This window comes from Streptomyces sp. PH9007, assembly GCF_059813725.1.
The window spans coordinates 2,770,701-2,795,549 of record NZ_CM187440.1; the positions used below are offsets into that span (position 1 = coordinate 2,770,701).

Sequence of the window (24,849 nt, forward strand, 5' to 3'; positions counted from 1 at the left end):
CCATGGACACCCACGAACCCCTGGCCGTCGTCGGCATGGCCTGCCGCCTCCCCGGCGCGCCCACCGTCGGCGCCTACTGGGCCGCGCTGCGTGCCGGTACGGAGGGCATCACCCGCTTCCGGATCGAGGACCTGCTGGCGGCCGGCGCCGACCCCGACCGGGTCCGGCACCCGGACTTCGTGCCGGCCATGGGCGTACTGGACGGCGCCACCGACTTCGACTGGTCCCACTTCGGCTACAGCCGGGCCGAGGCCGCCGGGATCGACCCGCAGCAGCGGGTGTTCCTGGAGGCCGCCGCGACCGCGCTGGACGACGCCGCGCTGGACCCCACCCGCTTCCCGGGCCGGATCGGCGTGTACGGCGGCGCCGACCAGGTCGGCGCGGACGACAGCGCGGACGACGGCGACGAGATGGCGGAACTGGCCCGCTTCATCGGGCGCGAGCGCGACTTCCTGGCCACCCGGGTCGCCTACAAGCTCGGCCTGCGCGGCCCGGCGGTCACCGTACAGACCGCCTGCTCCACCTCGCTGACCGCCGTGCACCTGGCCGCCGCCGCGCTGCGCGCCGGGGAGTGCGACGCCGCGCTGGCCGGCGGCGTCGCCGTCGCGGACCGGCGCGACCGGGGCTACCGCTACGAGCCGGGCGGCATCCTGTCGCCCGACGGCCACTGCCGCCCCTTCGACGCCGACGCGGCGGGGACCGTACCCAGCGAGGGTGTTGGGGTGGTCGTCCTGCGGCGGCTGGCCGACGCCCTGCGCGACGGCGACCGGATCGCCGCCGTGCTCATGGGCTCGGCGATCAACAACGACGGCGCGGAGAAGATGGGCTACACCGCGCCCTCCGTCTCCGGCCAGAGCGAGGTCATCCGGCACGCCCAGCGGATGGCCGGCGTCGACCCGGCCGACCTCGACTACATCGAGGCGCACGGGACCGCCACCCCGATCGGCGATCCCGTCGAGGTGCAGGCGCTCACCGACGCGTTCGGCCCGGCCGGCGGCGCGGACACCGGCTGGTGCCGGCTCGGCGCGGTCAAGAGCAATCTGGGCCACACCGGTTCGGCCGCCGGCGTGGCCGGGCTCATCAAGACGGTGCTCATGCTGGAGCGCGGCGAACTCGTGCCCACCGTGCACTACCGGCGCCCCAACCCGCTCCAGGAGCTGGAGACCACACCGTTCCTGGTCGCCGACCGGCACGAGCCGTGGCCCGAACGGGGTGTGCGCCTCGCCGCCGTCAGCTCCTTCGGCGTCGGCGGCACCAACGCGCACGTGATCCTCGGACAGCCGCCGCAGCGTCCCCGCCCTGCCACCGGCCGGGGCGCCCGGGCGCTCACGCTGTCCGCCGCCACCCCCGAGGCGCTGGAGAGGACCGGGGCCGGGCTCGCGGAGCTGCTGCGCGAGGAGCCGGACGCCGATCTCGCCGAGGTCGCCCGGTCGCTGACGGAGCGGCGGGCCCACCGGCACCGCCGTACCGTGGTCGCCGGCTCGGCCGCCGAGGCCGCGGAGCTGCTGGCCGCGCCCGTCAAACCCGCCCGCGCGGAAGGCGGCCGGCCCGCGATCGCGTTCCTCTTCCCCGGGCACGGCCCCCTCTCCTACGCGGCCGGGGCGAGCGCGTACCGCCTGCTGCCCAGCTTCCGCGACCACTTCGACGCGCTGCGCGCGCACGTGCGCGCCACCCACGGCATCGACCTGAGCCCGGTGGTGGACGAACAGGCCGCCGACCCGGGCTGGTTCTCCGATCTCACCCACCACCACCTGGGCCTGTTCGCCCTCGGTCACGCCCTGGGCCGGCAGCTCATCGACTGGGGCGTGCGGCCGGTGGCCATGCTCGGCAACAGCGTCGGCGAGTACGCGCCCGCCGCCCTGGCCGGGCTGTGGGAACCCACGGTCGCCGCCGACCTGGTGCACCGGCGGGCCGCCGCCATGGCGGACACCGTCCCCGGCGGCATGGCGGCCGTGCACGCGCCGTACGAGGAGGTCGCGGCGCGGCTGCGGCCCGGAGACGAGGTCACCGTCGCCGTCCTGGGCGCCGGGGCCGTGGTGCTGTCAGGACCCGAGGAGGCGATGGACCGGCTGCTGGCCGGGGACGCCCTGGCGGGCCTGGACGTGCGGCGGCTCGACATCCGGCAGGCGTCGCACTGCGCGGCGATGGAACCGGCGGCCGAGACACTCGCCAAGGCCGTCGCCACCGCCCCGAACGCCGCGCCCGGCCTGCGCTTCGTCTCCAACACCACCGGTACCTTCGCCGATCCGGGCGCGGTACGCGGCAGCGACTACTGGTCCGAACAACTGCGGCGCCCCGTACGGCTGGCCGACGCGGTCGGCACCCTGCTGGCCGCCGGCTGCGACACCTTCGTCGAACTCGGCCCCGGCACCTCGATGCTGGGCACCGTGCGCCGGCACCCCGACTGGCCGGCCGGGCACCGTACGGTCCCGATGCTCGGCCGTGAGGAGGACGGCGCACGCGGGATCCCGGCCGCCCTCGGCACGCTGTGGGAGAGCGGCGTGGACGAGGTACGGCAGGCGCTGCTCGACCTCGACCTGGCGGACGGCGGCCGGGCGACCCGCCGTTCCCTGCCCGGCCACCCCTTCGCCCGGGTCAGCCCGCAGGCCGCACCGGAGCCGGGGCCCCGGCCGGTGGCCGCCCCCACCGGCGCGCGCACCGCCCCGGTCACCGGCCGGGCGCGGATTCTGGCCGCCGTCGAGGAACTGTGGTGCGCCGCGCTCGGCGTGCCCCAGGCGGCGGAGGGCGACCACTTCTTCCGGCTCGGCGGCGAGTCGCTGATGGCCGTCCAGCTGCTGACCCGGGTACGGGAGCGGACCGGGATCGCCGTCCCGGTGGCCGAGTTCACCGCGCACCCGACGTTCGGCACCCTGCTGGCCCACGCGGCGGCGCACCCCGACCCGGAGCCGGAACCGGTCACCGTCGCGTCCGCCCCGGGCCCCGACCCGGTGACGGTGGTGACCCTGGCCTCCGGCGGCGCCGGTCTGCCGCTGTTCCTGATCGCCGACTCCACCGGCGGCTCGCTCGCCTACCGTTCGCTGGCCGGCGAACTCGACGGCACCCGGCCCGTGCACGCCCTCGACCTGGACCTCGCCCCGGCCGGGGGCACGCCCGGCGCCGAGTCCGTGGCGGCGCTCGCCGCGCACCACGTGGCGGCGCTGCGCCGGATCCGTCCCACCGGCCCCTATCTGCTGGGCGGCTGGTCCTTCGGCGCCGTCCTCGCGCACGAGGCGGCGCGCCAACTGGTGGCCGCGGGCGAACGGGTGGCGGCCGTCGTGTGCCTGGACGCCTTCGTCCAGGGCCGGTACGGCCTGCCGGTCGGCCTCGACCCGGAGTTCCTGGCCGGTCAGGCGTGGGTGCGGATCGGCGCCGCGCTGGGGGTCGGCGCGGTCGGCGCGGCGGTGCGGCGCGATCCGGGCCTGACCCGGGTGCTGCGCGCCAAGTCGCGCACGCTCGCGGTGTACCGCCCGGCGCCGGTGGCCACCCGGGCCGTGGTGCTGCGGGCCGGTACGGACCGGCGGCAGGCGCGGCGGCTGCTGGGCCGGCTGGCGCCGCTCTACGCGGGGGGAGTCGAGATCCACCCGGTGCCGGGGGACCACTGGTCGCTGCTGACGCCGCCCCATGTGGCGGTGCTGGCACAGCGGTTGCGCACTGTTCTGTCGAGAGTCGAAGGGTCGGTTCATGACCACTGAGTCCACGCGCGCCGGCGCCACCGGGACGGCCGGGAGCGCCGGGGCGAGCGAGGTGACCGGGCCCGCCGACGCGGCCGGGGCCGCCGAGGCCGCCGTACCCGCCGCGCCCGAGAAACCGCTGTTCCGCAATCGCGACTTCCAGGCGATGTGGATCAGCCAGTTCTTCGCCGCGGTGGCCAAGGAGTCGGCGGAGATCGCCTATCCGCTGCTGATCCTGGCGACGACCGGCTCGGCGACCTACGCCGGCGCGGTCGGGGCGGTCCAACTGGTCGTCGCCGGGCTGATGTCGCTGCCCGGCGGCAGCCTCACCGACCGGTTCGACCGGCGGATGACCATCATCCTGTGCGATCTGGCGCGGGTGGTGCTGCTGACGCTGTTCGGTGTGCTGGTGATCGCCGGGGAGCCGCCGATGGCGGTGATCTTCGCGATCGTCGTGCTGTCGGCGGCGTGCCTGGGCATCTCCAACCCGGCCGGGCTCGCCGCGATCAAACAGCTGGTGCCGCCGTCCCAGTTCACCCAGGCGACCGCGCAGAACCAGATCAGGTTCTTCGGGGCCACGGTGATCGGCCCGCCCATCGGCGGCGCCTTCTTCGGCATCGCCCGGGCCCTGCCGTTCCTCAGCGCGGCGGTGGCGTTCCTGATCTCGGCGGTGCTGCTGCTGTTCATCAAGAAGCCGCTCCAGGCGCCCCGGGAGACCACCACGGCCGACTCCCCGGCCACCGGGGACGCGGACGACGGGGACGGCAAGGACCCCAAGGGCGGCAAGGACGGGAAACCCGGGAAACCGGCCAAGGGCGGAATGCTCCAGGGCTTCCGCTTCATCCGCCGCCAGCCCGTCATCCTCATCCTGCTCATCTGGGCCATGGGCTCCAACATGGCGTTCAACCACTCCGGCATGTTCCTGGCCCTCATCGCCACCGCCGAACACCGCGACGCCTCCGAGGCCGCCATCGGCACCACCCTCGCCGTGGCCGGCAGCGGCGGACTCATCGGCTCGCTGCTCGCCGGGCTCGTCCTGAAGTGGGTCAAGCCCTCGCTCATCATCGTCTACGCCGTGTGGATCGGCCCGGTGGCGGCCGTCCTGCTGATGCTGACACCCGGCGTCCTGCCGCTGGGCGTCATCGTGGCCTGCGTCTTCGTCCGCGCCGGCGTCGTCAACGCCCTCATCTACGGCTACATCGCCGCGCTCGTTCCCGATGACCTCCAGGGCCGTGTCCTGGGCGCGGTCGGCTTCGTCGGGATGATCGCGCAACCCCTCGGCATCTTCTCCATCGGCGCCATCTTCGACCTGGCCGGCCCGACCTGGGTGTTCTTCTTCATGGCCGTCGCCGGAGTCCTGGCCGCCCTGCCCACCCTCACCCGGACCATTCGCACCCTGCCCGCCCCGCACGAGCTGGCGTCCTGATCCCCCTCGGAGGCTGCGCGATGACCACAGAGATACCCAAGAAGCCCAGCGACCCGCTGCCGACGGAGTTCTTCATGGCACCGGGCGACAACCCCTACGACGGGTACGCGGAGGTACGGCGCACCTGCCCCGTGCGGCGGGTCGACTACCCGGCGGACTCCGAGGCGTACGTCGTCGCCGACTACCGGACGGTGGCCGAGACATTCGGCAACCACACGGTCGCCAAGAGCGTGGAGCACGCCCCCGACTGGTTCCGCGAGGCGCTGAAGGAAAGCAGCCCCATCCTCATCAAGAACATGCTGACCTCCGACCCGCCCGTGCACACCCGGCTGCGCAAGCTGGTGAGCAAGGCGTTCGTGCCGCGCCGCATGGAACTGCTGCGGCCGCGGATCCAGGAGATCGCGGACGACCTGATCGACGAGATGCCCGAGCGCGGAGTGGTGGACCTCTTCCACGACTTCGCCCTCCAGATCCCGATGAAGGTCATCTGCCGGTTCCTCGGCATCCCGGTGGAGGACCGCGAACAACTGCACCAGTGGGGCCTGGTGCTCAGCGGCGCCCCGTACCCCGACGAGGAGTCCAACCGGCGGCTGAAGGAGGTCAGCGAGGCCGTCGAGGTGTACCTGACGGACCTGCTCGGAACCCGCCGCGCCGACCTGGGCGAGGACCTGGTCAGCGTGATCCTGCGGGCGGCGGACGCCGACGACGCCTACACCGACGAGGAACTCGTCTCCACCCTCATCCTGCTGATCATCGCCGGGCACAAGACCACCGCCAACCTGATCGGCAACGGCACCCAGGCCCTGCTGCGCCACCCCGACCAGCTCACGCTGCTGCGCGACCGGCCCGAGCTGGTGGACACCGCCGTCGAGGAGTTCCTGCGGTACGAGGGGCCGGTCTACCGGGCCCCGCCGCGGTACGCCGCCGAGGACGTCCAGGTGGGCGGGGTGGACATCCCCTGCCGCAGCTTCGTGCACCTGCTGATCAACTCGGCCAACCGCGACCCGGAGGTCTTCGAGGATCCCGACCGGCTGGACATCACGCGCAAGCCCAACCGGCATCTGTCGTTCGGGCACAGCATCCACTTCTGCCCGGGGGCGCCGCTGTCCCGGGTGGAGGGCCAGGTCGCGTTCACCACCCTGCTGCGCCGGCTGCCCGGGCTCGCCCTGGCCGTGCCGGAGAACGAGCTGGAGTGGCGGTACGACAACTCGGCCAGCCGGGGCCTGGAACGGCTGCCGATCACCTACGACCGCAGGCTGCCGCGCACGGCGCCGGCCGCCGGGGGGAACGGGGAGTCCGATGCCTGAGACCACGACCGGCGCGGTCGCCGAGGCCACCACCGGCACGGCGGCCGACCGGGAACCGATCCGCCTGGTGTGCCTGCCGTTCGGCGGCTCGGGCACCTCGTTCTTCCGCCCCTGGGACGAACTCACCGGCGACCGCTTCGAGGTGCTCCCGCTGCGGCTGCCCGGCCGCGAGCACCTGATCGACGTCGAGCCGTACCGGGACATCCACCTGGCCACCGACGGGCTGGTCGCCGATCTGCTGGAGGAACTCGGCGGCCCCGCCCGGGTGGTGCTCTTCGGGCACAGCGTCGGCGCGGTGCTGGCCTACGAACTGGCCCAGCGGCTGCGCGCCGTGCCGGAGGTCGAGGTGCTGCGGCTGATCGTCAGCGGCTCGCCCGAGCCCGGCACCCAGCGCACGCTGCGCGCCACCGGGCTGCCGGACGACGCCTTCCTGGAACGGGTGGGCGAGATCGCCGGGTACAGCCACGACGCGATGGCGGTGCCAGAGCTGCGGGAGCTGCTGCTGCCCACGCTGCGGGCGGACGTCGAGATGCACGAGGCGTACCGGCCCAGCACGCTGGATCCACTGCCGGTGCCGATCACCGCGCTCCGGGGGGCGGATGACCAACTGGTGCCGCAGGCGCAGGCGGCGGCCTGGCGGGAGGTCACCACGGCCGGCTTCGAGCTGCACGAACCGGCCGGGGGACACATGTATCTGGTGGACGGGGCGGCTTCTCTGGTGTCGCTGATCGACAGGGCCGTGCACGACCCCTCCGCACCAGACTGATCATTCCCACGAGCAAATAGTCAGGTATTCGCCAAGTATCAGATTTTTCCACCCCGCTCGGCTACAGTCGCCCCCGATCGCGAGCGCCATTCGCGGTGCAGCCGCTGGCCGAAAACAACTGGCCGGCCTATGGAATCCGCACGGAAGGAAACCATGAAATACCGCACGATTGGCAGTAACCCGACCACCCGCCGCGAGGTGAGCGTCCTGGGCCTGGGCGCCATGCTGTTCGGCACGAGCACGGACGAGGAAACGTCTTTCGCCATTCTCGACCGCTTTGCCGAGGCCGGGGGTTCGTTCGTCGACACCGCCAACAACTACGCCTTCTGGGCGAAGGGGACGCAGGGCGGCGAGAGCGAGGCGCTGCTGGGCCGGTGGCGGGCCAGCCGGGGTGTCGGCGACGAGATCACCATCGCCACCAAGGCCGGCGGCCGGCCGAACAAGCCCGGCCTCAGCTTCGCGGAGACCGGCCGGCTGGAGAACATCGAGGGCCTGTCCGCCAAGGCACTGCGCGAGGCGGCCGAGCGCAGCCGTGAACTGCTCGGCCTGGAACGGCTGCACCTGATGTACGCGCACATCGAGGACCCGGGCACCCCGCTCGAGGAGACCGTGCGCGCCTTCGCCGACCTGGTCGAGGACGGCCTCGTCGGCATGGTCGGGGTCAGCAACCACTGGGCGTGGAAGGTGGAGCGGTCCCGGTCCATCGCGGCCGCCGCCGGACTGCCCGGCTACGAGGTGCTCCAGTACCAGCACAGCTACCTGCGCCCGCGCACCGACCTGCCCGCCCGCCGCTCCCCCGACGGCAGCCCCGGCCTGCTCGACGGTGAGCTGCTCAGCTATCTGCGCGCCCACCCGGAGCTGACCCTGGTCGCCTACTCGCCGCTGCTCTCCGGTAGTTACGTGCGCGAGGACAAGCCGCTGGAGCACGACTACGAGCACCCGGGTACGCCGATCCGGCTGGCCGCGCTGCGCGAGGTGGCCAAGGAGGCGGACGCCACCCCCAACCAGGTCGTCCTGGCCTGGCTGATGGGCGGCGAGGTCCCGGTGCTGCCCATCACCGGCGCCTCCTCGGTGGCCCAGCTGAACGAGAGCCTGGCCGCCGTCGACCTGGAGCTGACCGCCGACCAGCGGGCCCGGCTCGACACGGCCTTCTAGCCACGACCGCCCCGGCGCCCGTGACCGGGCGACGGCGCGGCGCGCCCCACGCGCCGCGCCGTCGCCGGTTCCCGCCCGGTCGTCCCGGCCGGGAACCGATGACGTTCGACAGAGAGGAACGGACATGACCGCCCATCGGACCACCTCGGGATGCCCGGTACACCTGGGGACGACCGACCTGATCGACCCGGCCTTCTACAGCTCCGGCGACCCGCACCGGGAGTGGGCGGCCTTACGCGGTCTGGACGCCCTCAGCTGGACCCAGGTGGACGCCGACCGGGGCTTCTGGTCGGTGGTGGAGTTCGCCGACACCGAGCATGTCCTGCGCACCACCGCCGACTTCACCTCCGAACGCGGCACCATGCTCGAACTGCTCGGCATGGACGACCCGGCCGGCGGACAGCAGCTGGTGGTCACCGATCCGCCCCGGCACACCATCATGCAGGCCCGGCTGAAGAAGGCCCTGGCACTGAAGACCGTCGACAAGCAGCGGGACATGATCCGCGACCTCGTCCTGGAGCTGATCGAACCACTGGGCGACGGCGGGGTCTTCGACTTCGCCCAGGCCATGATCGACATGCCGATGTCGGTGACCGGCACCATGATCGGGCTGCCGCGTTCCGACTGGCCCTGGCTGATCCGCGCCACCACCGCCTGCATCGCCGCCGACGACCCCGAGTACCAGGACCCGGGCGGCAAGGAGGCGACCCTGGCCGCGGCGCACCGCGAACTGTTCGCCTACTTCCAGGACCTGGTCTCCTTCCGGCGCGACCAGCTGGGTGATGACCTGCTGAGCGCACTGATCTCCACCCGATTCGAGGGGCGGCACATGTCGCCGGGGGAGATCGTCGCCAACTGCTACAGCCTGCTGCTGGGTGCCAACGTCACCACGCCGCACGCCCCGAACTACGTGATGGCCGAGTTCATCGAGTCCGGGGTGCTCCAGGACTGGGCCGCGCATCCCGAGGTGGGCGCCACCGCCGTGGAGGAGGCGCTGCGCTGGTCCTCGCCGGTCAACCACATGCTGCGCTACGCCACCCGGGACCTGGAACTGCACGGCACCCCCATCGCGGCCGGGGACGCCGTGGTGGTGTGGATCGGCTCCGCCAACCGGGACGAGCGGGAATTCCCCGACGCGGGGCGGTTCGACATCCGGCGCAAGCCCAACAAGCACCTGGCATTCGGCATCGGCCCGCACTACTGCGTGGGCCACAGCGTCGCCCGTATCACCATCAGGACCCTCTTCGAAGAACTGCTCAAGGGTTTCGAGGACTTCCGCCCCGCGGGAAAGCCGGAGCGGATGATCTCCAACTTCGTCTCCGGGTACAAGCACGTGCCCATCACCGCCCGCCGCCGCACGGGAACGCGATAACCGAGCCGGTACATCTGCAAGAAGGCGCAAAGAACACCTAGGGGGAAAAATGGATTTCCCAGCCGACCACAGCAACAGCCCGAACCCTCAGCCGCCGACACCCTCGGCCCACGGGGAGCTGAGCCCCTCCTTACTCCTGCCGCCGCAACGGGAACTCTTCCTCGTCGTCCAGCAGTACATACGTGAGCGTCTCTCGGACCCCGACCTCTCCCCCAGCACCATCGCCTGCGCGCATCACATCTCGCTGCGCCACCTCCACCGGCTGTTCCGGCTGCACGGCCTGACGGTCGCCGCCTGGATACGCCGACAGCGCCTGGAAGGCTGCCGGCGCGACCTCACCGACCTGGCCAAGTTCGCCCAGCCCATCCAGTCCATCGCGATCCGCTGGGGCTTCACCGACAACGCCCACTTCAGCCGGGTCTTCCGGGCCGCCTACGGCTACCCTCCCAGCCACCTGCGGCGCGAGACCGAGACCCGCTGGTACGAACAGCTCATCTCCCGCTTCGGCCCCGTCCACCCCTTCCACGTCCTGGAGCCGCAGGAGACCCACGAGCCGGTCGCCTCCCAACGGATCGCCTGACGAAGGGCGCGGCCCCACCGGGCCGCGCCCCGCCACCCCGACCGCGCCGGGAGGAACTCGCCCTCCCCGGCCCCTCACCGACCTGGCGCACCCCACCGGCCCGCCTTGATCCAGCCCGTCAGCGCGCGGAAGGCCACGCGGTCCGCCTGTATGACCCGCCCCGGCTCATCACTCTCCCGAAGCGCGATCCCCGACCCCACCACGGCTATCTCCACGCAGTTGTTGCCGTCGTGCTCGGAGAACGAAGACTTCTGCCAGCGGCACTCGGTCATGCTTCCCTCACTCCTACAGCTCTTGGTGAATGGAACGGATCAGGTCCCGGGACTCCACAGCCGACAGCGCGACCCTCTCGTTGGCGTCCATCCCACTCCGGACGACAGCCAGCGATTCCGGCACGTCGATGAAGATCGCACCGGCAGGTGAGCCCATGTGTGCGGTGTCAAGCTGCCCGCCCTTGCCCTCCACATACAGCACCGACTCCCCCATCATGGGGAACTCACCCGCGCTGAAGGGAATCACCAAAAGCGTCACACTGTCCCACTCGCTGCCATCCAGCAGTTGGCCGATCTGCCGCTTGGCGGCCTTCCTGCCGCCCACCTGCATCCGCAGCGCCGCCTCGTGGATCACGCCCACATAGGGCACGGCGTCCACGGCGATCCTGGTCTGCCGGGCCAGTCGATGCGCCACCCGCAACTCCACTTCGAGGCGGGACAGAGGCGGATCCAAGAGGTTGAACAAGGCCCGCGCGTACTCCTCCGTCTGGAAGAGTGCCGGCAGGTGTGCCGTCTGCACCGTCCGCATCCGCTCGGCGAAGCCCTCAAGCTCCGAGACGTCGAGGAACTCCGGCGGGATCTTTCCCCGGTACTCGTCCCACCAGCCCTTCTTACGCCCACCCGTCATGGTGGCCAGCGCATCGACGAGTGCGACGTTGTCACACGCGCAGATCGCCGCGAATCGACGCAACCGCGCCTCGCTGATACCGAAACGGCCGGACTCAATGTTGGAAATCGTGGTGCGATCGGTGCTCAGCGCTTCGGCCGCCGCGGACGCCGACATTCCGGTCGCCTCTCGCATGCGCCGCAGTTCCGCACCGAAGCGACGCTGAAGGATCGTCGGCCCTTCCCGCTGTGCCATGTGCTCTCCCTCTCCGCTCGCGCCCATTGTGGCCGTCCGTGACGCTCTCGGTCGACTCAGTGAAGTCGGTGAAACACGTTGGAGTGAATCCATTACTACCTGTTGTAATTTCGGGCTAGCCTGTGATCTGTGCCACTCACCCTGCTCCCCGAGCGGAAGCGCACCGTCTCCCCGCGAGGCGGCAATGACACCGCTCGGACAGCCAGCCTGTGGCCAGCGTCCATTCCCCACCTGACCGCGTCTCAGGAGGCGCCGATGTCCCCGGAACCCCAACAGCCGACTGTGCCCACCCAGAACGCCACCTGCGCGGGGATTCCCCGCCTCGCCCCCATCCCGTTCGCCGAACCCTGGCGCTACGAACTCCACTTCCCCCGCGACCCGCGCGCCCCGCGCATCGCCCGGCTCACCCTCCGCACCGTCCTGCACGCCCACGGCCTCACCGAACTCACCGAGCGGGCAGAGCTCCTCACCTCCGAGCTGGCCTGCAACGCCGTGTGCCACACCGGCGGAGCGGCCTCCGTACAACTCCACTGGCGGCACCCCGTTCTCCGGGTCAGTGTGTGGGACACCAGCGCCGCACTCCCCGACACCCCGGGCACACCTCGCCCGGCCCCTCCCCCGGACTCCCACAACGGCAGGGGCCTGCTCCTCCTCGACGCCCTCGCGGACCACTGGGGCGGCTGCGCCCTCGAAGACGGCCCCTGGGGCCCCGGCGGCAAAACGGTCTGGTTCGAACTCCGCCTCATCCAAGCGGAACCCGCCGCCCTCGCAGCCTGATCGGTCCCCTCCGCTAAACGGACACGTGTCGGTGCACAGACACGTGTCAAGCGGCCAGCCGCCGACCGTCCGGATCCGGTTCGGCCAGATCACGGTCCGTGGCCCGGATAACGGCGTTGAGCAGCCACAGCAGCCGGTAGGACCGCGCCACGCACAGAATGAATGCCGCTTCCACCATCCAGTGGACTCCGCCGGAGTCGCGCTCGGAGACATCCAGGACAGTTGCCAACAAGCAGATGCCGGCGACCAGGAGCGTGGCGGACAAGATGCTCACCCAGTTCCTGCGGAACTGGGATCCCAGGTGCCCGGATGCTCGCAGCACCCGCATCCGTGGTCCGGAGGCGGCACCGTACTGGGCGATGGCCGCCGTGATGAAGCTGCCCGTCACGGCCACCACTGTGGCCCCGGTCGTGTAGATCGCCAATCGCTGTTCACGCCCGGGCCTTCCGAGGAGATCACCACTCCCCGTCAGATGGAACCAGGCCAGATGCGCCCCAAGAACCACGCAGACAACAAGCCAGTCGTATGCCGGCCGGGAGACCCACTGATGGAACAGCCGTCGCGGTCCAACTCCAGAGCCAGGCATCCCTTATCCCCCTGCGCGACCAGTAGAAATGCTTCCCCTCGTCGCGGCCCAGCCTAAAGGTCGGCACCGACAGCGACCCTCAGAATGCGCTCCTGCTCATGAGCCACCCGCGCCAACTCGACCAGGGCGAAGTGCAGGTCGACCGAGTGCCCATCGGTGGACTCAAGAGGAACCTGGCACTTGGTGGTGATGCGCTCGGCCACGAAGTCAATCTTCTCGTCCGCCGCCTGCTGCTCCCAGTCCTCGATGTGCGCGGTCGCCCGCGCCACGTCCACGGCGTCGCTGTTGTCCAGCCAGTCACCGATATCCCTCGCAAAGGCGCTCGTCGAGTCGAGGAGCTGCCGCTGCCCACGCGACCGGCGAACGGGCGAATACCACCGGCGCTTCTTGGGAACCTCCAGCGTCAGTGTGATCGTCATGTCCGGGTACTCCTCGTGCAGCCGGCCGATCGCAGCGCCCAGGTCGGAGCTCTGACTCAAGGCCGTTGGGCTGTCGTACGGCTCGGGCTGCACCCTGACCGTCAGTGTCTCCACCGCGCTGGCACGGGCAAGTTTCTCTCGGGACCGGGCGTTGACCACTGGGCGCAGCTCGATCTCGTCACTCATCAGGTTCATGCCGTTGAACCACCGCTGGAGGGCACTGACACGGGGAGCCGAGATCCCTCCGCTCATGGTCGCCATGACATTGCCGAAGGACAGGAAGTGCACCGTGGTGACGTCGACAAGGCCCTGATTCGCGGCGAGTTGCAGATGGCTGAAGGAACCGTCGTCAAAGTTGATCTGCTGAGGTGCTTCCCGGCGGACCTTCGCCAGGAGCAGATGCGGGGCCGGCTGCAGCGGATCCACCGCGCCGATGAGGGTCTCTCCGTTCCATAAAACCGTCCGATCCCGAAGCGGCATGTCGCGCAGCCGCCGCAGTAGTACGCCCCAGTCCTGAACCGGCAATGGCGGGGCATCGTCCTTGGTGTCGCACACCTGGTAGAAATGGACTGTTCTGTCGCGATTCCGTGCAGCCATTCGTCCCCTCGCAATGACGCTTGCCTACCAGCGTAAGCCGAGGCGGGGCCCGGCCGCACGGATCGTACGGGCCCGCCTCCGCGTCCGAACCGGCTACTCCGTTTCGAACTCGACTTTCAGCCGCAATGTGTTGGCGTTCTCGGTGAGAGTCCGCAGCGTGTCCTCGGGAAAACCCTCCGGCCGCTTCGCCTGAATCTCGAAAGTGATCTCGGCCTCCGCCCCGATCCCATCGAGATGCTGAAGGATATCGAAGACGTACTTCGTGGCGTTCTTGCTGTACTGCTCGGGGGTCATCTGGGCGTTGGCGTAGAAGCGGGTCGGGACCCTGGGGAGGCGGGGCTGTTCGGGTCCGGCCGCCGGAGCGCTGCCGGTGTCCGCGGTGATGGAGGCGTTCACTCCCGGTGGTGAGGTGCTGTGCGAGGCGGCCACGGATGCCGCTTCCCGCCTCAGAGCCGCCGCTTCCTCATCGGCCCGGCGCTGCCCGAGCGCCCGGTCCGGACGGACGAGAAGCGTGGTGTCCGTGATCTGACCGAAGGTGGCATCGCCACCGGGCAGCGCCAAGCCCTGGTAGCGCTCGGCCGCCTCGTCGTACCCGGTGGCGAGCGCGAAGCCTTCCTCCTCCCAGTCGAACATACTCAAGGCACCCTCGATGCCCTGATTCAGGACAGTGCGGTTCACCAGGCGATTCATATACGGGTAGGTGGTGTGCAGTTCCCAGAGGCGGCCGGCACTGATGTGACCATCTCGCTCCCAGATACGGGCGAGCGGGCGGCTGAGCTTCTGGTGCAGGACTGCGGGTGCCTGCTGAAGATTCAGCAGACCGCCGCGCTTCAGTCTTTCCCCGGTCCGTACCGCGACTTCATCCGCCCGCCCGGTTTCGACCTTGATGTTCTCCAGGACGACCCTGGCGCCCTGCTCTTCACCCTGCTCAGGCACCAGGACCCAGTGGTAGGTCTCGCCGATCCGGAGCTCGACCTTCTGATGGGCCTGGTCGCGGCGGGTCCGCGCCTGCTGGCGCTGGCTCTCCGTGAGGTCGTGTTCGAGATGCTGCTCCAGCACCTTGGACCACCCCATGTACTCCCGGGCCGCCTCCATGAGTTCACCCATGCGGGTCTTGTCCGGTGCGAGAAACACCAGCATGTTGCGGTGCGTCCGAGAGGTCGGGCCCTGCGAGGCGAGTGCTTCCTCGGCAAATTCCATCGCCGGGCTGTCGTCTCGGTCCTTGCGATGGGTGTGTTGGGGGTGCAGCAGGACGAGCCGGGCCTCCTCCCGATCAGGGACGTCCCTGGTGTGCCGCGGTGCGACATGCACCGCGGTGAAGTCCCCGCGCCGGTGCTGGATCGGGCTCAGACGCCGGGCGATCTCACCCCAGACGTCCTCATCGCGCCCGATGAGCCGGTCCGCTTCGTCCTTTGCGATGCGCGTGATATTGGCCTGGGTGTCGAACCAGTAGCGGTCGACGTCCCCGTAGAGATAGGTGGAGCGGTCGGCGAGAGTGTTGAGCGCGGTGCGGAAGTTGCCCATGGTGTCACCGGGCATCGCCATGCCCAGGCGGATATAGGGCTCGGCCAACCCCTTCTTCGCGGCTCGCAGCGTGGCCGCGGAGCCCATGAAAACGGTGCGGGCGATGCGCCGGCTCACCGCGCGCTGCCCCAGGTAGGTCTTTTCCCTGTCCACCTCGACGGGGGTGGAGCCGGAACCATCGACATCGGCATCGATGATCGGCTTCCAGCGGTCCTCCAGATAGTGCGTGAGGTCGTTGCTGACCAACTGGTTGTCGAGCGGGATGTCGCCGGGCATGATCATCGGGCTCTGGTTCTGGTTGTTCCACAGGGCGTGGATCACCGCGCTCATGAGTCTCAGCACGCCCCGCGTCCGCTGGAAACGCTCCAGGGTGGACCAGTCCTCATAGAGGCGGGCGAACAGCTCCGGATGGATGGGGTACGTCGCGCGCATCCGCTGCTCGTATTCCGTGCTGTCGGTTCCGGCCGGGAAATCCGCCTTGTGCGAGGCGTAGAACTGGCTGAAGATCCGGGCGGCCTTGTTGATCTCCGCCTGCACACCACCACTCGGACTCTCGAAGAGCCGGCGGCGGACGATCTCGAACGACTCATCCGCACTCGCCGGACGCCACGAGTCCGCCTTGCGGTGGATGACGCTCTGGAGACGGTCCAGCGCGGCGTGCCCCGCCGGCCCTCCGATCTCGTTGTCGTCGCCCTCATTGATCTTGCCGTCCTCGGACGCCGGGATCGAGAGGATGAGCTGGGCGCCGCTCACGGCCTCAACTGCTTCGGTCAAGGACTGGGCGAAGGAGAAGTGGGTCTCGAAGGTGCCCCCCGCGAGAGAGTCGTCGTTGACCAGCTGCCGTGCGTAGACAACCCACTCATCCACCAGGACCAGACACGGTGCGTACGCGGCCAGCAGATCCTGAAGCAGGTCGGTGCCGGGGCTCGTCCGGCTCTGATCAGCCTGGGCGATGATGTCGTACGCACGGCGGCCGTCGAGTTGCCAGGCGAGCTCGCCCCACAGGGTGTTGACCTTGGTGCCGTCGGGCTTCTCCATCGGCTGGCCGGGTGCCAGGGCGGTGCCGACGAGGACCGCCCTGCGCACCCGCTCCTGCGGCAGCCCGGAGGGCGACTCGGTGATCAGCTCCTGCATTTCCTGCGGAAGTCGTTCCTGTCGCAGTCCAGGTGCGTACAGGTGGTACAGGGCCAGCATCGAGTGGGTTTTTCCGCCACCGAAGTTGGTTTGCAGGTTCACCGTCGGCGAGGCGTTGTCGTCACCTGATACGCGCCGCAGGGACTTGCTGAGCAGATCGCGAAGCCCCTCGGTGAGATACGTGCGGTGGAAGAACTCCTCCGGTTCCGTGTACTCGGGCGCCCCCTCCCCCTTCGCAACCCGCGCCAGATTGGCCGCGAATTCCGAGGCATTGAATTTTCCCTCGGCTACGTCGGGGTGCGGGATGAGTACTTCACGCCACGGCTTGAGCCCATCGGCGGCGACGGAGGGCATGGCCGCCTTCTGCCGGGTCGCCCGCTTGGTCTCAGCCTCTATCACGGCACGCTGAAGTTCAAGACGCGACTTGCGCACCCGGTCCACCAGACCCGCGTCGGCCCCGACCGCGGAGAGAAGTCGCTCCGCCGTGTCCAATGATCGGCCGGTGTCATCGGCATTGAAGGACTTGTTGTGGGCCCACCTGTTGCGGATGTCGCTGAGTTCTCCGACGTAGTTCCGGGCGGAAGGCGGCAAGAGGTGCCGGAAGTAGGAACCCCAGTTCTTGATTATCGTGCTGAACAGGAACTGGGGATCCTGTTTCGACGGGGAGGCGTAACCGGCTTCCCGGGCTGCGGAGACCGCGTCATCGAACCAGCTCTCTCCTTGCCGCCGGGCCATCTCCCGTTCCACAAGCGGCAGCAGCCCGTCCGGCAACAGCTCAATCATTCGGCCGATGCGGTCACGGTTACTCAGTGCCATTGTCTCCGGAGTCCTGTCTTCCATTCTCGCGGCGTCCGTCCCACTGTCTTCGTACGCCGACTCGTTGTTCTGCATGCCCCGCCCCCTTGCCTTCTGGCAATGTGTGAGATCAGAAAAGTGGTTCGTCTCCGTGAGTCTTGCCTGTGTCGTCGCCATGGACTGCCTCGAAATGCAACTGGGCGGGCCTCGGCGTATTGATCCCATGCTTCTCGGCCAGGCGGGCGGACGCCTGCATGTCCGACCAGGAGCTGACAAGGTTGTTGAACCACTGACCGCTCTCTGACCATCCGTTGCGCTCACAGATGCTGTACAGGAGATAGGCCAGTTCCCTGATGCTGTCGTCGTCAACCCCGCCCCGGCTGCGGACCCGGGCGAGCAACTCGCCGGCATCCTCGACACCGGAGCGTTCCAGCGTGCGGGAGAGGTGCACGGCGAACTCCCAGATGGACACCCGCACATCGCCCAGCGGGTCATAGCCCGGCGGGAGCACGGTGGGCTTGATCAACTCCACCTTGCTGTCGCCGCTCTTGATCACGCCGGATTCTTCCAGCCCACGTACCGAGGTGTTGTACGCCTTCGACAGCGTCTCGGCGTCGCCGAACCCACCCGGGCTCCACTGAAACTGCTCGAACCACTTCACGCACCAGCGCGTGTGCATGTCGAAATCACCCTCCTGTTCGGAGAGCACCTCGCCAAGCACATCGTTGATCAGCGCGAGTGCCCTGCGCACCCGCATCGGCGTGCCATCCGCCTCGCTCACCTTGGCGTACCGGGAGTAGATGGCGATGCCGGGGCCGATGGCGGACTGCGCCATGTCGACGGGCGCCACGTTCCCCTGTTGAAGCTCACGGAGTGCCTTCGGCAACTCCTTGCGCAGACGACTGAGAAACCCGCGGCGGTCCGTGGTCTCGGCAGTGACCGGGCGGGGGCGGCAGGCGAGCACGATGGAGGAGGCGAGGGCGTTGGTCCCGATCCCAATGGAACGGCCCGCCCGCTCGGTCCGTACGGGCCAGGTGGCCGTCACCATGAGACCGGCTTCCATGAGCCCGTTGAGCATCGTCTCCCAGCCGGTGGATGCCGTGCCATCGATATCGTCGGTCTCAGACTGCTTGAAGGCATAGAAGATCGTGAGGGGAAAATCTGCGGGATGCCCTTCGCGAATCCGAGTAAAGGTCTCAATGAATCCACGCTCGAAGTGATGCTCCGCTTTCTCCTTGCTGCCGCCGTGGCGGTAAGGGGAAGCAATCAGCTCGGCCTGCTTCGGGGCGAGAATAGTGGACATAATATCGGGATACGCAGCCCCAAGTGTTCGACGGAGCCAGACATAGAAAAAGTCAGAAAGGTCGGAATATCCGATATTGTCGTAGTAGGGCGGATCGGTGCTTACTACCTGTCCGCCTCCAAGCTCCACCTTCTGGGCATCCATCTGTATAGCCGCTGCATGCCTGCTTCCAGGAAGCACATCTACCACCGCCGCAACACGGCGCACGGATTCGGAGATACTCCCCGTAGATGTATAGAACGGATTCGCTTCGGCATAATCCCATGTCATGGGCAGCGCCTGTCGCGAAAACGTGGCGCGCACGTGTTGCTTAGTCCCATTCGAGTCCCATGAGCTGATGGTCGATGACTCGTTGGCAAGTCGGTCAACCGAGAACGCCAGGTATGTTCCAACCGCGTCGCCATATTGAGCAGCAGCATGTGCATGCATGCCCGCAGCCACTGCGTCGCATACAACCCTTGCCCGCACTTCACTGACGAGATCACTGGAAGTCGTGAGTGATACCAACTGTCGATGGGTGAACAGTCGATCCATCGATGTGAGACCGTAGTTCACGCACCACAGATTTCGGGGGTCCTCGGCAAGTGGCTGATCAGGAACGTCCGCCGGTCGAGCGACTGCGGCAGCCCGCACATGCTCAGGAACCACTTCCAGATAAATCCGCTGCCGCTTGCCCTCAGCCACCGTCGCCAGGAGCATGGAGCCCATGCGCCCCGCCACACCCTCGCCCTTGATGTACGCGTCCGTGGTGACCTCACCACAGACCAGACAGGCAAACTTCGCGCCCCGCCCCTGCTTGGGCGGGTCGGGCGGTCCTTCCTTGCCGTCTCGAATCGCGAAGCGGATGTGGTTGCCCTCAACCACCGGCTGGATCCACCGCGGCCGATTCTTCTTCTTCGACAGCCACCACGTGGACACCAGCGGCATCTCCGCCCCACACGCCGGGTTCGGGCAGGTCACGGTCCTGGCCCAGAGCCAGGCGATGACCGTCGCCTCAGTACCGTCCGCCAGCCGCGCCTTCGGGTAGTGCTCGCCGATCCGCCGGAACGCCTCCTCGCGCATCCACTTCCCGTACTGACGAACGTCCTCGGCGAGACCGCTCACGCCCGACCAGTCGCCACGGATCTCCGCGTCCGGGGAAACCGGCTTGTGGCCAGCCCACTTGGGCGGGATCTCGATCAGTGCCTTGTTGATGAGCACCGGCACCGGGTTGAGGTCGCTGGCGTGCGCTTCCAGTCCGAGCCGCTGGGCCTCCAGCGGGATCGTGCCACCACCGGCGAAGGGATCAAGGACCGGCGGCGGGTTGCCACCGCACGACCGTGCGATCTCCTCGCGTACCTCGCGCATGATGCGCTCGTCCCGTGTCGCCTCCCACGGCACCATTCGCTCAATCAAGTCGAACAGCCGTGCCCGCTCTCGCTTCTGGTCCTCCTCAGTAGGGAACCGGTCCGGGTATGACGAGGGATCGTCCACAAGCTGGGCGAACAGAACCGCACGGGCCGCAGCAAGCGGCCTTCGTGCCCACCACAAGTGCAGGGTGGACGGGTGGCCATGGCGAATGGACTTCTCCCGTGCGGACTCCTTGTTGATGGCCTCCAGCGGCATCGCCACCTCGATGAGCTTCCGCCTCTGCGGTGCCGTCCGGTTATCCGTCGCGTCGCCGCTCACTGCGGGACCCCTCCCTTGCTCCAAGCGTCCGGCCAGGACAGCAGGAGCCCTTCGGTCTTCAGATCTCCGAACTCGATGTCGGAGAAGGCGTCGCGCACATAGCGCACTTCGTCCCGCTCCGGCCCGTCCGGATGGACGGACACCAGGGCAAGACGGTGCTGATCGCCACGGTTCTTGGCGACCAGAATCTCGTTCCGGCTGATGTAGAACTCCTTCGCTCCCAGTCGGCGGCCTTTCACCTCTATATGGATGAGGCGCCCGTCCGAGCTGAGCGAGCGAACGTCATATCCCGGATTGTTGTGGGCCATCTCCTCGGGGGTGCGGGACAGGCCCCTCTCCGCGCGTAGCACCGCCGCGACCGCCCGGCGATCGGTCTCGTACCCATCGGTGGCGATCGCCGTACGGTCTGGGGCCCCAACCCGGAGGTGCTTGGCCAGCCAGCCAACCGGTACCACCAGAGCGGAGCCCGCGATGACCGGCGGCTTGGCCTGTAAGGCCGCGTCCTTCTCCAGCTCGGACAGCCGCTTCTCACGGCGCGTCTCAAGCTCCTCCGCCCACCCCCGCGCCTTCTCCGGACGGTGCCGGACCTGTCTCCCGTCGGCGAGATCCTGTTCGAGCTTGCCGGCCTGCGCGTACCAGTAACTGATCTCTTGCTTCAACCGCTGCTTGACCTGATTCCTCGTCCGATCTATGACCGGGAGCAGACGCTCCCGCACGTTCCTCAGGTGTTCAGGCACCGCTTCGCGAATCGCCCAGTCCATGGCCCGCGCGTTCCCGCCGTCACGGAGCCAGTCCTCATCGAGCAGGGCCTTGACCGTTTCGGCCTCCATCGGAGTGGGCGGACGGTAGTCCAGGTACGGTGCCGAGCCGGCATTCCTGGCGCTGCCATCCGGCAGCAGCTCGGTGAACGCGAAGGCACGGTCCACCGGACGCCGATGTCCGTCCACCACGTCCTGGGCGAGGGCCACCAGCAGACGGGGCCGGTCACCCCCGTCTGCGGCGTCAACCAGGACGGTTCCTCTGTCCAGCAGGCCCTCGTGCTGGTACGCGGTCTCCTCAAGGACCGCGTCGAAGACAGGGTGCCCCGGTGCTATCAGGTCGGCTCGTGGCTTTCCCGTTACGGCAACCCGGTCACGGTCGAAGCACACCCGCTCGTACTTCCGCTGTGCCGCTCCACCGGGCCCGCTGCCGCGATGGCCGGGCTCCCTCAGGACCGCCGGCACATGGGTGATCTCGAACCGTCCACCTTCGCGCGGCTTGAGCTGCCCACCCAGCCGGGTGAACGCATCGCGGAAGAATGCCTGCACATAGTGCGGGTGCAGTCGGCGGGCCTGGGCTTCTTCCATCCGCAACCGCACCTTGTGCACATCCTCGATGCCCATGACCTGTGCGTCGAGGGCGAGCCCTTTGATCAGTTCAACAGCACGTTCGCCGACCCTGGCATCGATGACCTGGTCGAGCCTGGTCTTCGTCGCCGGGTCGTCGCCGTACCGGACTGCCTCCATCAGGAGCTCGCGCAGTGGCTCGCCCTCGAAGATGTCTCCGAGGACGTTGTAGACCTTTCCTTCGTATGCTTTGCTCTGCTGTTCGATCTTGTCCAGCAGCCGCTGGAAGACCTGGCCCTCTCTGGTGTTGTCGGCGACCAGGTTCCACAAGTGACAGACCTCGTCCTGGCCGATCCGGTGAATGCGGCCGAAGCGCTGCTCAATGCGGTTGGGATTCCACGGAAGGTCGTAGTTGACCATGAGGTGGGCACGCTGAAGGTTGAGCCCTTCGCCGGCGGCGTCCGTAGCGATGAGAACCAGGACATCGGGGTCCTGATTGAAGGCATCCCTGATGTCTCTGCGCCGCTGGCGCGGCGTACCGCCGTGGATGGCCACCACGGCCTCCGGGCGTCCGATCAGCGCTCTGATCCGGCGCGAGAGGTATTCGAGGGTGTCACGGTGCTCGGAGAACACGATCAGCTTGCGGTGCCGCCCCTCGGCGTCATACATGTGGTCGTTGTCCTGCAACAGGGCGGACAACTCCAGCCACTTGCGGTCCTCACCCGAGGCAAGGACCGCACGGGCGAGCTGCTCCAATCCGCGCAGGCCGGCGATCTCCAGCTCCAGCTCGGTGACCGTCAAGGCCGCTGAAGCAGCATCGACGACTTCCTCTTCCAGGGACTCCAGTTCTTCGCCCGTGAGATCATCCAGCCAGCCGTCCAGCGATTCAACGCCTCCGGGGCCACCGGCATCACCTGGCACGGCGCCCCTCCTCCCCGGCGTCCCGTGCCGTTTCCCGGCTAGCATTTCCTCCAGCCTGCCTTCGAGCCGCCGGCGACGCCGCTTCAGGGACTTACCGATCGCCTCGGGGCTGGATGCCAGGCGGCGCTGCAGAACGGTGAGGGCGAAGCCCACCTGGTTTCCGCGGCGGCCGTCGAGGCGCTCGGCACGGTTCATCTCATCCCGCACATAGGTGGTGACCCGTTCGTACAACTCCTGCTCGGCCACCGACAGCTGGTACGGCACGGTGTAGGCACGGCGCTCGGGGAAGAGTTTCCTGCCATCGAAGGTGAGCAGGTCCTCCTTGACCATACGGCGCATCAGCCCCGACGCATCATGCCGGTGTACACCGTCACGGTATTTGCCCGCGAATCGGTCGCCGTCGAGCAGGGCCATGAAGAGCTGGAAGTTCTCCTCGATGCCCGCGTGCGGAGTCGCCGTCATGAGCAGGAGGTGGCGGGTGACACGGCCGAGCAGTCGCCCGAGTTCGTACCGTTTGGTGGTCTTGAGTTCGGAGCCGAAGTAACTGGCGCTCATCCGGTGCGCCTCGTCCACGACGACCAGGTCCCACGCCGACTCCGCAAGCCGTTGCTGAAGCTCATCCGATCGGGCCAGGGAATCCATGCGCGCGATGAGGCGGGGGTGCTTGTCGAAGACACTGCCGTCGATGTTGGCCTCGACGAGCTGTCTGGTGAGCAGAGTGAAGTCCAGCCCGAATTTTTCCAGGAGCTCGTCCTGCCACTGATCAACGAGTCCCCCGGGGGCGACGATCAGACATCGTTCCAGGTCACCACGAAGGGCCAGCTCCTTGATGTAGAGACCAGCCATGATCGTCTTGCCGGCCCCGGGGTCATCGGCCAACAGAAACCTCAGAGGTGTACGTGGCAGCAGCTCGCTGTAGACCGCCTGGATTTGGTGTGGCAGGGGGTCGAGGGAGCTGGTGGAAACAGCCAGCATGCCATCACCGCGAGCCGCCATACGGATCCGCAGGGCTTCGGCTGCCAGGCGAAACGACGCGGGATCCGCATCGAACGCGTGATTCCCGGTAGAGGAAGCGCCTGGGGCAAGGCGAGTGTCGTGATCCCGGTAGAGAATCGCTTCCTCGACGGCACCGTCGGGGCGCCGGTATGTGACCTGGGCGGCAGCCGACCCGTACATCTGTAAAGCGACGATCACCACATCCGACCCCGGCGTGATCCCGGATATCAGCCGACCCGGCGTAAGGTCCTCAAAGCGAAGGCTGCCTTGTTCAGACATGCTTCGCCCCCCGACACGACGCGCTCTGATCAGTCACACGGTCCATCAGTACCTATGATGCCCCAGCGTGAATGTCCTCCACCAGGCTCTCATTTGACGTTCACTCATGAAAAACCGGAAGACGGCCGGCTTGCCTGGCGAAGCGCCTCTCGCCCAAGCGGATGGCAGCACTGACGCGACAACAGAACTGCGAGGCACGGAGTCCGGGACAGTGACGGTGGTGGCTCAGCGCGCGGGCAACCGGACGCCCAGCTCGGTGGCCGCCTCCTGGAGCACGGGTACCAGGGCGATCAGTTCGTCCAGGGAGCGGCGGAAGGCGGGGGCCGCGGTGGACAGGCAGGCGAACAGGCTGCCGTCGGGCCGCAGGATGGGGACCGCCACGGCGCGCAGCCCGGCGTGGTGCTCCTCGTCGGCCGTCGCGTACCCGTGTGCGGCGGCGCGGGCGACGTCCGCCCGCAGCACGTCCCGGTCGGTGATGCTGTGCGGCCCGTACGGGGTGAGATCGACGCGCTCCAGCAGGTCCTCGCGCACCTCGTCGGGGGCGAACGCCATCAGCACCTTGCCCATCGAGGTGCAGTGCAGCGGGCCGTGGCGCCCGGGCTCGCTGCGCACTCCGACCGGCAGCGGGCCGTCCACGTAGTGCACGTACAGGTGGCGGGTGCCGTCGAGCACGGACATGAGGGTGGCCTCCTCGGTGCGCTCCGTCACGCGTCGCATCACGGGGAGCGCGGTGCCGGCGAATCCGTACGCCTGGCCCGCCTGCTGGCCGAGCTGGAACAGGCGCAGGCCCGGCTTGTAGCGCTTGCCGCTCGCCTCGAAGTCCACCAGGCCCTCGCGGGTCAGCGAGCTGACCAGCCGGTGGGCCGTGCTGACGGGGACGCCGCTCGCCCGGGCCAGCTCGGAGAGCGTGATGCCGTGCGGATGCTCGCCGACCAGGACGAGGAGCCGGATCGCCCGGCCGACGACATCGGCCGGGACTGCGCTGGATTCGCTGGTGCTCACGCCCGAGAAATTACCACTGAATGGAAAGGTTTCTCATTCTGCGCTTGACAGCGCGCAGACCTCATGTCAACGATGATTTCCGGTCAGCAGATACTTTTCCCATTCAGTGGAA

General features: G+C 68.6%; 16 protein-coding genes. 8 read left to right on the plus strand and 8 right to left on the minus strand.

The window, feature by feature from the left end; genetic code table 11:
* The first annotated feature begins 2 nt into the window (after nucleotides 1–2).
* The 7 genes from ACTFAP_RS12660 (at nucleotide 3) to ACTFAP_RS12690 (ending at nucleotide 10,277) form a co-directional block, all read left to right on the plus strand.
* The gene (locus ACTFAP_RS12660) at nucleotides 3–3,692 is read left to right on the plus strand and encodes a type I polyketide synthase (protein WP_500469108.1); all 3,690 of its coding nucleotides are present in this window, start codon (nucleotides 3–5) and stop codon (nucleotides 3,690–3,692) included.
* A complete protein-coding gene (locus tag ACTFAP_RS12665; RefSeq protein ID WP_500469109.1) occupies nucleotides 3,682–5,097 on the plus strand; it encodes an MFS transporter in 1,416 nt (471 codons plus the stop codon). Before ACTFAP_RS12660 ends, ACTFAP_RS12665 begins: the two co-directional genes overlap by 11 nt.
* Nucleotides 5,098–5,117: 20 nt before the next feature.
* Nucleotides 5,118–6,404 carry a cytochrome P450 family protein gene (locus ACTFAP_RS12670; protein ID WP_500469110.1) on the plus strand — a complete coding sequence of 429 codons (1,287 nt, stop codon included), beginning with the start codon at nucleotides 5,118–5,120 and terminating at the stop codon, nucleotides 6,402–6,404.
* Entirely contained in the window at nucleotides 6,397–7,170 is a 774-nt protein-coding gene (locus ACTFAP_RS12675; RefSeq protein WP_500469111.1) for a thioesterase II family protein, read from the plus strand. The genes ACTFAP_RS12670 and ACTFAP_RS12675 overlap by 8 nt, the downstream gene beginning before the upstream one ends.
* 153 nt (nucleotides 7,171–7,323) lie before the next feature.
* Nucleotides 7,324–8,325, plus strand: coding sequence for an aldo/keto reductase (locus ACTFAP_RS12680; protein WP_500469112.1), 1,002 nt, complete (start codon nucleotides 7,324–7,326; stop codon nucleotides 8,323–8,325).
* A 124-nt stretch (nucleotides 8,326–8,449) separates the two neighbouring features.
* Nucleotides 8,450–9,697: a cytochrome P450 gene (locus tag ACTFAP_RS12685; protein ID WP_500469113.1), complete on the plus strand. Its 1,248-nt coding sequence runs from the start codon at nucleotides 8,450–8,452 to the stop codon at nucleotides 9,695–9,697.
* A gap of 49 nt (nucleotides 9,698–9,746) precedes the next feature.
* Nucleotides 9,747–10,277, plus strand: coding sequence for a helix-turn-helix domain-containing protein (locus ACTFAP_RS12690; RefSeq protein WP_500469114.1), 531 nt, complete (start codon nucleotides 9,747–9,749; stop codon nucleotides 10,275–10,277).
* 74 nt (nucleotides 10,278–10,351) lie between these two features.
* Here the strand turns inward: ACTFAP_RS12690 and ACTFAP_RS12695 are convergent, their stop codons facing one another.
* Complete coding sequence (locus ACTFAP_RS12695) at nucleotides 10,352–10,549, minus strand: DUF397 domain-containing protein (protein ID WP_500469115.1); 198 nt, start codon at nucleotides 10,547–10,549, stop codon at nucleotides 10,352–10,354.
* A gap of 13 nt (nucleotides 10,550–10,562) precedes the next feature.
* Nucleotides 10,563–11,411, minus strand: a complete 849-nt coding sequence (locus ACTFAP_RS12700) for a helix-turn-helix domain-containing protein (protein ID WP_500469116.1) — start codon at nucleotides 11,409–11,411, stop codon at nucleotides 10,563–10,565.
* A gap of 255 nt (nucleotides 11,412–11,666) precedes the next feature.
* On the opposite strand from ACTFAP_RS12700, the gene ACTFAP_RS12705 reads away from it, so the two are divergent.
* Nucleotides 11,667–12,188 (plus strand): ATP-binding protein, encoded by a 522-nt coding sequence (locus ACTFAP_RS12705; RefSeq protein WP_500469117.1) that lies wholly within the window; start codon nucleotides 11,667–11,669, stop codon nucleotides 12,186–12,188.
* A 46-nt stretch (nucleotides 12,189–12,234) separates the two neighbouring features.
* Here the strand turns inward: ACTFAP_RS12705 and ACTFAP_RS12710 are convergent, their stop codons facing one another.
* The 6 genes from ACTFAP_RS12710 to ACTFAP_RS12735 form a co-directional block, all read right to left on the minus strand.
* Nucleotides 12,235–12,576, minus strand: a complete 342-nt coding sequence (locus ACTFAP_RS12710; protein ID WP_500469118.1) for a hypothetical protein — start codon at nucleotides 12,574–12,576, stop codon at nucleotides 12,235–12,237.
* Between the two features lie 251 nt (nucleotides 12,577–12,827).
* Nucleotides 12,828–13,748 carry a hypothetical protein gene (locus ACTFAP_RS12715; RefSeq protein WP_500469119.1) on the minus strand — a complete coding sequence of 307 codons (921 nt, stop codon included), beginning with the start codon at nucleotides 13,746–13,748 and terminating at the stop codon, nucleotides 12,828–12,830.
* Nucleotides 13,749–13,883: 135 nt separating this feature from the next.
* Nucleotides 13,884–17,339 carry a DUF499 family protein gene (locus ACTFAP_RS12720; protein WP_500469120.1) on the minus strand — a complete coding sequence of 1,152 codons (3,456 nt, stop codon included), beginning with the start codon at nucleotides 17,337–17,339 and terminating at the stop codon, nucleotides 13,884–13,886.
* A 34-nt stretch (nucleotides 17,340–17,373) separates the two neighbouring features.
* Nucleotides 17,374–20,214, minus strand: coding sequence for a DUF1156 domain-containing protein (locus tag ACTFAP_RS12725; RefSeq protein WP_500469121.1), 2,841 nt, complete (start codon nucleotides 20,212–20,214; stop codon nucleotides 17,374–17,376).
* Nucleotides 20,211–23,735 carry a helicase-related protein gene (locus tag ACTFAP_RS12730; RefSeq protein WP_500469122.1) on the minus strand — a complete coding sequence of 1,175 codons (3,525 nt, stop codon included), beginning with the start codon at nucleotides 23,733–23,735 and terminating at the stop codon, nucleotides 20,211–20,213. Before ACTFAP_RS12730 ends, ACTFAP_RS12725 begins: the two co-directional genes overlap by 4 nt.
* Before the next feature lie 225 nt (nucleotides 23,736–23,960).
* The gene (locus ACTFAP_RS12735; RefSeq protein WP_500469123.1) at nucleotides 23,961–24,737 is read right to left on the minus strand and encodes an IclR family transcriptional regulator; all 777 of its coding nucleotides are present in this window, start codon (nucleotides 24,735–24,737) and stop codon (nucleotides 23,961–23,963) included.
* Between the last annotated feature and the right edge of the window lie 112 nt (nucleotides 24,738–24,849).

Excerpts from the sequence above, each read along its gene's own strand:
- ACTFAP_RS12660 (WP_500469108.1), top strand. The coding sequence starts at position 3 with ATGGACACCCACGAACCCCTGGCCGTCGTCGGCATGGCCTGCCGCCTC.
- ACTFAP_RS12665 (WP_500469109.1), top strand. The coding sequence starts at position 3,682 with ATGACCACTGAGTCCACGCGCGCCGGCGCCACCGGGACGGCCGGGAGC.
- ACTFAP_RS12670 (WP_500469110.1), top strand. The coding sequence starts at position 5,118 with ATGACCACAGAGATACCCAAGAAGCCCAGCGACCCGCTGCCGACGGAG.
- ACTFAP_RS12675 (WP_500469111.1), top strand. The coding sequence starts at position 6,397 with ATGCCTGAGACCACGACCGGCGCGGTCGCCGAGGCCACCACCGGCACG.
- ACTFAP_RS12680 (WP_500469112.1), top strand. The coding sequence starts at position 7,324 with ATGAAATACCGCACGATTGGCAGTAACCCGACCACCCGCCGCGAGGTG.
- ACTFAP_RS12685 (WP_500469113.1), top strand. The coding sequence starts at position 8,450 with ATGACCGCCCATCGGACCACCTCGGGATGCCCGGTACACCTGGGGACG.
- ACTFAP_RS12690 (WP_500469114.1), top strand. The coding sequence starts at position 9,747 with ATGGATTTCCCAGCCGACCACAGCAACAGCCCGAACCCTCAGCCGCCG.
- ACTFAP_RS12695 (WP_500469115.1), bottom strand. The coding sequence starts at position 10,549 with ATGACCGAGTGCCGCTGGCAGAAGTCTTCGTTCTCCGAGCACGACGGC.
- ACTFAP_RS12700 (WP_500469116.1), bottom strand. The coding sequence starts at position 11,411 with ATGGCACAGCGGGAAGGGCCGACGATCCTTCAGCGTCGCTTCGGTGCG.
- ACTFAP_RS12705 (WP_500469117.1), top strand. The coding sequence starts at position 11,667 with ATGTCCCCGGAACCCCAACAGCCGACTGTGCCCACCCAGAACGCCACC.
- ACTFAP_RS12720 (WP_500469120.1), bottom strand. The coding sequence starts at position 17,339 with ATGCAGAACAACGAGTCGGCGTACGAAGACAGTGGGACGGACGCCGCG.
- ACTFAP_RS12730 (WP_500469122.1), bottom strand. The coding sequence starts at position 23,735 with ATGTCTGAACAAGGCAGCCTTCGCTTTGAGGACCTTACGCCGGGTCGG.